6 protein-coding genes are annotated in these 8990 nt (G+C 71.1%); 2 read left to right on the forward strand and 4 right to left on the reverse strand.

Going from position 1 to position 8990, the window contains the following annotated elements:
• Positions 1 to 21: 21 nt before the first annotated feature.
• Together ACZ63E_RS19335 and ACZ63E_RS19340 are read right to left on the reverse strand one after the other, a co-directional pair.
• The gene (locus ACZ63E_RS19335; RefSeq protein ID WP_465337457.1) at positions 22 to 1446 is read right to left on the reverse strand and encodes a sensor histidine kinase; all 1425 of its coding nucleotides are present in this window, start codon (positions 1444 to 1446) and stop codon (positions 22 to 24) included.
• Between the two features lie 978 nt (positions 1447 to 2424).
• Positions 2425 to 3045: a TetR/AcrR family transcriptional regulator gene (locus ACZ63E_RS19340; protein ID WP_465337458.1), complete on the reverse strand. Its 621-nt coding sequence runs from the start codon at positions 3043 to 3045 to the stop codon at positions 2425 to 2427.
• A 52-nt stretch (positions 3046 to 3097) separates the two neighbouring features.
• Here ACZ63E_RS19340 and ACZ63E_RS19345 point away from each other — a divergent pair, with 52 nt between their 5' ends.
• Entirely contained in the window at positions 3098 to 3970 is an 873-nt protein-coding gene (locus ACZ63E_RS19345; RefSeq protein ID WP_465337459.1) for a ketopantoate reductase family protein, read from the forward strand.
• Between the two features lie 3 nt (positions 3971 to 3973).
• Here ACZ63E_RS19345 and ACZ63E_RS19350 read toward each other — a convergent pair whose 3' ends face one another.
• Together ACZ63E_RS19350 and ACZ63E_RS19355 are read right to left on the reverse strand one after the other, a co-directional pair.
• Entirely contained in the window at positions 3974 to 4777 is an 804-nt protein-coding gene (locus tag ACZ63E_RS19350) for an alpha/beta fold hydrolase (RefSeq protein ID WP_465337460.1), read from the reverse strand.
• Positions 4778 to 4833: 56 nt separating this feature from the next.
• On the reverse strand, positions 4834 to 5598 hold the full coding sequence (locus tag ACZ63E_RS19355; protein WP_465337461.1) for a tyrosine-protein phosphatase: 765 nt from the start codon (positions 5596 to 5598) through the stop codon (positions 4834 to 4836).
• Positions 5599 to 5734: 136 nt separating this feature from the next.
• On the opposite strand from ACZ63E_RS19355, the gene ACZ63E_RS19360 reads away from it, so the two are divergent.
• The gene (locus ACZ63E_RS19360; RefSeq protein WP_465337462.1) at positions 5735 to 8869 is read left to right on the forward strand and encodes a PA14 domain-containing protein; all 3135 of its coding nucleotides are present in this window, start codon (positions 5735 to 5737) and stop codon (positions 8867 to 8869) included.
• Positions 8870 to 8990: the final 121 nt, after the last annotated feature.

Genomic DNA, 8990 nt, shown 5'->3' on the forward strand with positions numbered 1-8990 from the left:
GGCGGGGTTCGGGGGTGCGGGTCACGCGTCTTCGCCGGTTTCCGCCGGGGAGGCGGTGTGGCGCGACGGCGTGGTCCCGCCGCTGCGCCGCTGCTGGAAGGCGCCGAACCGGGAACCGGTGTCCCGTTCGGCGCGGGCCGTGCTCGGCGTGGGCGACGGCGGCCGGCGCGACGCGGCGGTCAGCGTCTGCCCGCGCGAGCGCTTCGGCAGTTCCGACGGCTCGGTCAGCTCGCCGGTGATCTCGTGGCTCGTGTCGGGGCCGGGCCACGCGACGGCGGCGGCCGGTTCTTCCCGCTCCGGCAGGGCATCCGGGCGCGGCTGCGTGATCAGCTGCGTCGGGATCCGCATGACGACCCCGATCCCGCCGCGCGAGGAGGGCCGGAAGAACACGTGCAGCTGGTGCTTGCGCGCCAGGCAGCCGACCACGGCGAGCCCGAGCCGCGTCCCCGACATCGAGGTCAGGTCGAGCGGCTGGTCGAGGGACACCGCGCGCTCGGCGCGGACGAGGGCCTGCGCCTTCATGCCGAGGCCACCGTCTTCGATGGTGATGACTGCCCCATTGTGCAGATCTTCGACATAAACGTGCACTTCTTCCGACGGCGCCGAGAACTTCGTGGCGTTGTCCATCAGTTCGGCGAGCGCGTGCATGACGTCTTCCGCGGCATAGCCGACGACGGCCACCCCGCTCGCGGAATGCACGCGGACCCGCTGATAAGCGCCGATCCGGCCGAGCGCACCGCGCAGGATGCTCTCCATCCGGATCGGTTTTGTCCAGCGGCGGCCCGAGCGCGCGCCGGTGAGCACCGCGATGCTGTCTGCCAGCCGGCCCGCCTGCGCCGTGCTGTGGTCGACTTTGAGGAGGTCCCCGAGCATCGCGTCCGACGAGCGGTTTTCCATTTCCCGCAGGTCGCCGAGGGTGCTGGTCGCCAGCGCCTGCAACCGGCCCGCGGCGTTCGCGCAGGCGGCGGTCGCGGCCGCGCGACGGCGTTCCCCGACGGCGACTTCGGCGACCACCAGCCGCAGGACGCGCTGGTGGAGTTCGTCGGCGGGGCGCGGGACTTCGGCGAGCACGCTGTCGGCGGGCGCGCCCCCGCGCAGCCTCGCGACGGCGTCGGGCACCGTCCGGTCGAGCAGCCGGGCCAGCTCACCGTCGCTGAACCGGACGAACTCGCGGGCCTGCCGGGCCTCGTCGAGCGCGGCCTGCGTCCGGCCGGTCTCGTGCGCGACCTGATCGGTGCGGCGCAACGCGAAGAACACCGCGACACAGGCGACGATCCCGGTGAACGCGCCCGCGACGGCGACGACAATCCCCTGACCACCGGAAATCGACAGGGATATCCACGTCCAGATCGCCGCGGCGACGACCGCGGTGACCACCACCCCGATTACGGCCCGGCCGACCGACTGGCGTTCTTCCCGATGCTGTGCGGGCGGTCGTTCCGACATCGCTCCACTTCCTCGAGTCCGATTGGTGTCCGAACAGTACTCGGTTTGCCGACGGAGATCACGGATCGGTTTCAGCGCGCCCGCAACGGCGGCGACAGTAACGCCGACGTGATCGACACTGCCGCGCGGGTCCCGTAATAGCCGTGTGGCCGCTCACGGTCGTGACTTCCGGTAATGCGGCTTTCCCGGAAGTAACTGGTCAGGCTGTTTGTGGGGTTGTTTCGCCGTTCAAGCCGCCGCCGAAGTCGTTGCGGTTGAAGAGCGGGCAAGCAGTTATGCGTCTCTCGTCCGGCTCATCCCGTCGATGCACGGCCGAGCCGCCCTCTTCGAGCCGCGGGTCGGGCTGGGCGGCGAACTTCGCGGTGACCCGACGGGCGGCCGCGGCGAGTGCGACACCATCGACCCACTCCTGGGACCCCTCCGGCACACAGGCCGCTGCCCCAACCGGGCGATGCACGCTTCGGACGCGACCGACAGCGACGTCGCCGCTTCGAGGAGGAGAGGGAAACGGGTGCGACCCGGCTCCTGCGACGCGACGGCCAAGCGTGCGACCTCGAGCGCCACGGCGACGTCCTCCGTGCCCTGCGTGGGCTCGCCACGACGCGCTCGCTCCAGGAGCGCCTCCGCGGCCGCCTGCTCTTCCAAGGATGCCCCAGAGGCATCGTCGTCGGTGGGTAAGCCGAGCTCGAGGCGGTAGGACATCCAGGCCAGCGCGAACCGTTCGGTCAGGACAGCAAGGACATCACGACGTGACGCCCCCTCCGCGGGCGCCGCTCGCAGATACCAGACGAGGCCGCCCGTCGACGTTCCACGGGCAACGCGCACAGTCAGGTCGTCGGTCCACTCCACCGATCGAGGATGCCGGTCCCGATCTCGGACGACAAGCGAGCCGCGCTCTCGGTCTCCACGACCTGTCGCGCCGGTTGCTCGCAGGCATCCCGGCTTACCGCGCGGCCTCATGGCGGCAGGCGGCGGCCGTCAGCTCCCGGTCGGCGGCGCGCTCATCGCCGCCGCCAGGAACGTGACCGCGAACCGCCGGGCCGCCGCCGGGGACGACTCGGCCGGGGCGTGCTGGTTGTGGATCTCGACGCGGTCCACGGCCGTCACGGCCAGGATGCCCCGGATCCGGAACCACAGCTCCGCCGGGGACAGCTCGGGCAGGGCTCGGCCGAACGCCGCCAGGTAGCGGTCGCGGACCGCGTCCTCGGCCGGGCCGGTCCACTCGCGCATCTCCCCGGCCGGGTCGCCGATGATCCGCACGATCAGCCGGGACGTCCGGGCGCCGCCCTCGTCGCCGGCCGGCATCCCGTCGAACAGCGGCCCCGCGAACGCCTCCACCAGGTCGGCGACCGACGGGTCCGGGGTCCGGGCGAGCAGCCGGTCGAGCCCCGCGGCCTGCGCGGCGGTGATGGGTTCGACCACCCGGCGGACGACCGCGGCGAGGAGCTCGGCCTTCGAGCCGAAGTGGTACCCGATGGCGGCCAGGTTCGCTCCGGCGAGGTCGGTGACGGCGCGGATCGAGGTGCCGCGGAACCCGCGCTCGGCGAAGAGGTGTTCGGCCGCGTCGAGGAGCTGAGTACGGGTGTCGGGCGACGCCATGTCGGCTACCATACACACGTATGATTCAAACGAACGTATGAATGAGGCCGCCATGAAACTGCTCGTCTACGGCGCCGGCGTGCTCGGCAGCCAGTTCGCCGTCCGGATGCACGAGGCCGGGCACGACGTCTCGCTCCTCGCCCGGGGCGCGCGCCTGGCCGCCCTGCGCAGGCACGGCGTCCAGCTCGCCGAGGGTGCCGGCCCGGCCGTCCGGCAGGTCGCGGTGCCGGTGGTCGAGCACCCGGCCGGCCGGTACGACCTGATCGCCGTCCTCGTCCGCACCCACCAGGTGGACGCGGTGCTGGAGGCACTCGCCGACGTCGAAGGCGACGTGCTGTTCCTGCTCAACTGGGCGGCCGGCGCGGAGCCACTGGGCGAGGTGATCGGACTCGACCGGGTGTTGCTCGGCTTCTTCACCGCCGGCGGCACGATGGACGGCGACGTGGTCCGCCACCGCGCGACCGGCCTCATGAACCGCCTGACCCCGATGCCGATCGGCGAACCCGGCGGGCGCGCCACCCCGCGTCTGGACCGGATCGTCCGGACGTTCCGCGCCGCCGGAATCACCGCGAAGCCCGAACCGCGCATGGACGCGTGGCTCAAAACGCACGCGGCGTACGCGGTGCCTCTCGAGCAGGCGACCCACGCGGCGGGCGGCCCGGCAGCTTTGGCCGCCGATCCGGCCGCGATCCGCGCCATGATCCGCGTGATGCGAGAGAGCCTGGCCGCCCTGCCGACGCCCGTGGTCCCCCGCGCGTTCGGTGCGCTGCGGATGGTGCCGGAGGGATTGCTGGTGCCGGTGTTCAGCCGGTTCTTGCGGAGTTCGACGGCCGCCCACAGCGGCCTCGCCGTCGCCTCGCCGTCGGCGTTGGCCGAGCTCGAGCGGATGGCCGAACAGATGCGCGGCTACGAGAAAGCCCGGTGACGCTCAACGCTTGCGGGTGGCCATCTCGCGGACGGCCCCGGCGACGGCACCGAAGTCCTTCTTCAAGATCGCGCCGTGGTTGCTGGCGACCTTCTCGCTGGTGATGTTCGGGTTCCGGTCGACCACCGCGTCGAGGCTGACGCGGATCCGCTCCTGCTCGTCCCCCTTGCTGCCGAAGGAAGTCCCCGAAGCGACGACGTAGCGGACCGGCACCGTGATGCCGTCCAGCACCGGGCCCAGCTCGCGCTCGCGGGAGAGCTTGCCGAGCTCGATGTTGCTCTCGGCCTGCTGCGCGGCGGTCATCCGCGGGGCCAGGCCGGTCGGGCGCAGCAGCGGCAGGAACCAGCTCATCCGCTTGAACAGCTTGCGGATCCGCGCCTCCATAGCGTCGTCCAGCCAGTCGTGCGGGTAGGCGCCGTCGACCAGGACGGCACCCAGGGTCCGCTCGGGGTTGCGGTGCGCCCAGTGCGCGCCGACGACGGCACCGTAGGACCAGCCGACCACGACGGCTCGGTCCACCCCGCGGGCGGCGAGCACGGCGTCGACATCCCGGACGGCGGCTTCGAAGGAGTAGTCGGCGGAGCGCCCGGACTTACCGCGGGCGCGCTCGTCGAAGGTGATGTGCCGGAAGCCGTCCCCGAGGTCGGCGAGGACGCGCTTCCAGTAGCCCTGGGTGGCGAACTGGCCGTTGAGGTAGAGGACCGGGACGCCGGGGCCACCGGAGTCGGTGACGGCGAGCGTCGTGTCTTCGACCGGCACCATGCCGGTCCAGTGGGAGTCGGTCGAGGAGATGCTGTTGTTTGTCATGAGGACCACTGTCGGCGGCCACCCTGACATGAGGATGACACAGCCCTGACACGGCGTCAGACCAGCAAGCGGGTCTTCACCGCGTTGATGGTCGCGTCGTCGAGGCGGAGGCCTTGGCGGACGTAGGCGTCCATGGAGCCGTACAGGTGGTCGACCTCGTCGAACGCCGCGCGCAGCCAGCTCGGCTCGACGGCCCGGGGGTCGCCGAGCTTGTCGTTGCTGAGCATGAAGTCGGCCTCGATGATTGTGCGCGGCACGTCGCCCGCCGAGCACTGGAACACGGTGGCGCCGGAACCGTTGGTCGCGGCGGCCCGCAGCAGGTCGCCGAAGGCGTAGTCCGCACCGACGAAGTCGACCATGAACGGGTAGCCGATCGACTGGCCGAGGTTGCCGGATCCGGTGAGCAGCCCGGCTCCGATGGCCTTCACCAGCGTGACGGCGGCGTTGTCGTGGAACCGCAGGCCGTGGTCGAGCGAAACCACGTCGGCCACCTGGTAGCGGACTCCCGTGGGCCTCCGGTCCGGCTCGTCGTGGCGCTCCTTCACGTTGCGTAGATCGACGTCCAGTGAGACGTTCGCCGCGGTGAGCCGTCCGAGATCCGCGTCCGTGAGCCCGGAAAGCTTGTCGGACCGGTAGACCACGCCTGTGCGCACGGTACGGCCGTCGGTCGTGGCGTACCCGCCGACATCGCGGAAGTTCTTGGCGCCCTCCAGGTCCACTGCCCTGACGACGGCAGCCGGGTCCGCCCATGCCGGCGCCTCCACTCCGCTGACGACCGCGGTCATCACCGCGCCGACCATGAGCAGCTTTCGCACGCGCATCTCGCCGTCGGCGTAGGCGAGCCCGACGCTGAAACCCCGGGCACCCCCGCAGGCGACCTGGACAGAAGTCCGAATTATCTGATTGGATCTCCCCCGGAGCGTTTTACAACGTTGTAAAAATGGAGGGTCCCCGCCGATGAGAAGAGCCGCTTCCGTTCTCCTCGCCCTGCTGGTGGCGCTGGGCGTCGCCTCGGGCACGCCGCCCGCTGGTGCCGCCGAGGCCGTGCACGGCCTGAAAGCCGAGTACTTCACGCCGTCGACGCCGGACGCGCACGACTTCGCCAACCTCGCCGGCACCGCGCTCGACGGGGAGGTCGACCACCCCGACCTGACCTCCGTCTTCGGCCTGGTCGCCGGGCGCACCGAGCACACCACCGCCCGGTGGACCGGCCGGCTCGCCGTGCCGCAGACCGGCGACTACACCTTTTACGCCATCGGCGACAACGGGTTCCGGCTGTTCCTCGACGGCGCGCCGGTGATCGACCACTGGGTCGGCGACTGGGACAAGGAGCAGACCAGCGCGCCGGTCACGCTGACCGCCGGCAAGCAGTACGACTTCAAGCTGGAGATGTTCCAGGACACCGGCGGCGCGAACATGTTCCTGCGCTGGTCGAGCCCCACCATCGCCAAGCAGATCGTGCCGCTCTCGGCGTTCACTCCCCCCGCCGACTTCGCCGTCGTGCCGCGCACGGCGGAGGTGTCCCAGGACGGCCGCACCCTCACGACCGGCTTCGACGGCCGCGTCTCGGGCACCGGCGACCTGGCGGACCACCTCCGGATCGACGTCGACGCGACGCCGATGCCGGTCGTGTCCCTCACCACCACCCGCGACCGGGTCACGATCCGGCTGGCCGAGCGGGTCCTCAAGGGCCAGCGGGTCACCCTCTACTACGACGGCGCGGGTGCGCTCGCGGTCAACGGCACGAAGATCGGCAAGACCGGCCGCCTCGTCGCGAACGCGTCGACGGAACGGCTCAAGACGCCGTGGGGCGAGAAGGTCGACACCCGCAACCCGCTGCCGGAGTACCCGCGGCCGCAGCTCGAGCGCGACAAGTGGGTCAACCTCAACGGCCCGTGGGAGTTCTCGGCCGCCAAGGAGGGCCAGCAGCCCACTTTCGGCAAGCGCCTGCCCGAGAAGGTGGTCGTCCCCTACCCGATCGAGTCGCAGCTCTCCGGGCTCGAACGGCACGAGGACCACATGTTCTACCGCCGCACGGTCAGCGTCCCGCGCGACTGGAGGATCGGCGGCGGGCAGCGCCTCAAGCTCAACTTCGGCGCGGTCGACTACCAGGCCAAGGTCTGGGTGAACGGCAAGCTCGTCGCGGAGCACACCGGCGGCTACACGGCGTTCAGCGCCGACATCACCGACGCGCTCAAGCGCGGTGACGAGCAGGAGATCGTCGTCGCCGTCACCGACACCACCGGCCCTTACCAGCCCAAGGGCAAGCAGTCCCCCAACCCCGGCGGCATCTTCTACACGCCGTCGTCGGGCATCTGGCAGACCGTGTGGCTGGAACCCGTGGCGGACAAGGGCATCGACGAGATCAAGACGACGCCCGACCTCACCACGAACACGCTGGCGCTGAACGTCAAGTCCGCGGGCACCGCCACCGTCACGGCGGTCGCCAAGGACGCGCGCGGCCGGCAGGTCGGCACGGTCAGCGGACCGGCGAACGCGAACCTGAGGATTCCGGTGCCCAACCCGCACCTGTGGACGCCGGACGACCCGTACCTGTACCAGCTGGAGATCAGGCTGGGCGGAGACAAGGTCAAGAGCTACTTCGGCATGCGGTCCACCGGCATCACGAACGTCAACGGCGTCCCGAAGCTGACGCTCAACGGCAAGCCGTTCTTCTCCCTGATGCAGCTGGACCAGGGCTTCTACCCGGACGGCCTGAACACCGCGCCGAGCGACGACGCCCTCGTCTTCGACCTGAAGGCGCAGAAGGACCTCGGCTTCAACGCCGTCCGCAAGCACATCAAGGTCGAGCCGGCCCGCTGGTACTACCACGCGGACCAGCTCGGGCTGCTGGTGTGGCAGGACTTCGTGTCCCTCGACGACGGCACCAACCCCGGGGCGCAGCAGGCGTGGCTCAGCCAGGGCCTGGAGGAGATGCACCAGCTGCAGAACTACCCGTCCGTCTACGCCTGGATCGTGTTCAACGAGGGCTGGGGCGAGTGGGACAAGGCGGCCACCGGCCGGATCGCCGACCAGGTCAAGGCCGCCGACCCGAGCCGGATCGTCAACGCCCACAGCGGGGTGAACTGCTGTGCGTCCAAGGGCGACTCGGGCCGCGGCGACGTCATCGACCACCACGACTACAACAACACCGACCCCGCCGCCTCGGACGGCAGGCGCGTCGCGATGGACGGCGAGCACGGCGGCTTCACGCTGCGCACGCCGGGGCACCAGTGGCCGGGTGCGCCGATCGCGATCTACAGCGGCGTGGCGGACAAGGCGGCGCTGACGGCGAAGTACGTCGACAACACCCGCACGTTCTACCTCGGTCAGGCCAGGGCCGAGCTGTCGGCTTCGGTCTACACGCAGGTCACCGACCTGGAAGGAGAGCTCAACGGGCTCTGGACGTATGACCGCAAGCGGATCAAGGTCGACCCGGGTCCCGTCCGCGAGATCAACCGGCGGGTGATCGAAGCCGGTGCCAACGCGGGGAAGCCGTACCCCTACGCGGGCAAGGGCGACTGGAACCTCGACGAGCGCGGCGGAACAACCGCGAAGGACTCGAGCGGCGGCCGGAACCCGCTGACGCTCACCCCGTCCGGCGTGACGTTCAAGGACGGCGCGCTGCAGTTCAGCGGCGGCTCGGCCGACACCTACGGCCCGGTCGTCGACACGACCGGTGACTACACCGTGTCCGCGAAGGTGCGGCTCGACCAGCTGCCCGGCAACTACGCGACCGCGGTGAGCCAGGACGGCCGGGAGCCGGAGAGCCCGTTCTACCTGCAGTACGGGCAGGGCGCGTTCGCGTTCAGCACCCCCGGCGGCAACCGGGCCCGGTACGAGGTGGTGCCGGAGATCGGCCGCTGGTACGAGCTGACGGGTGTCCGGGCCGGCAACGAGATCCGGCTCTACGTCGACGGCGTGCGGGTCGCGACGGCCCCGGCCGGACCGGCGCGCGTCAGCACCGGCGCGTTCACGGTCGGCCGCGCCAAGTACAACGGCGGCAACGTCGACTTCTGGAGCGGCGCGGTCGACGACGTCCACGTCGCAGGCAAGGCGCTGACGGACACGGAGGTCGCCCAGATCTCCTGACGCCCTGTCCGGGGGGGGGGGGGGGGGGGGGGGGGGGGGGGGGGGGGAGGGGTGGGGGGGGGGGGGGGAGCGGGGAGGAGGGGGGGGGGGGGGGGGGGAGGGGGGGGGGGGGGGGGGAGGG

The organism is Amycolatopsis sp. NPDC104819 (assembly GCF_055583145.1).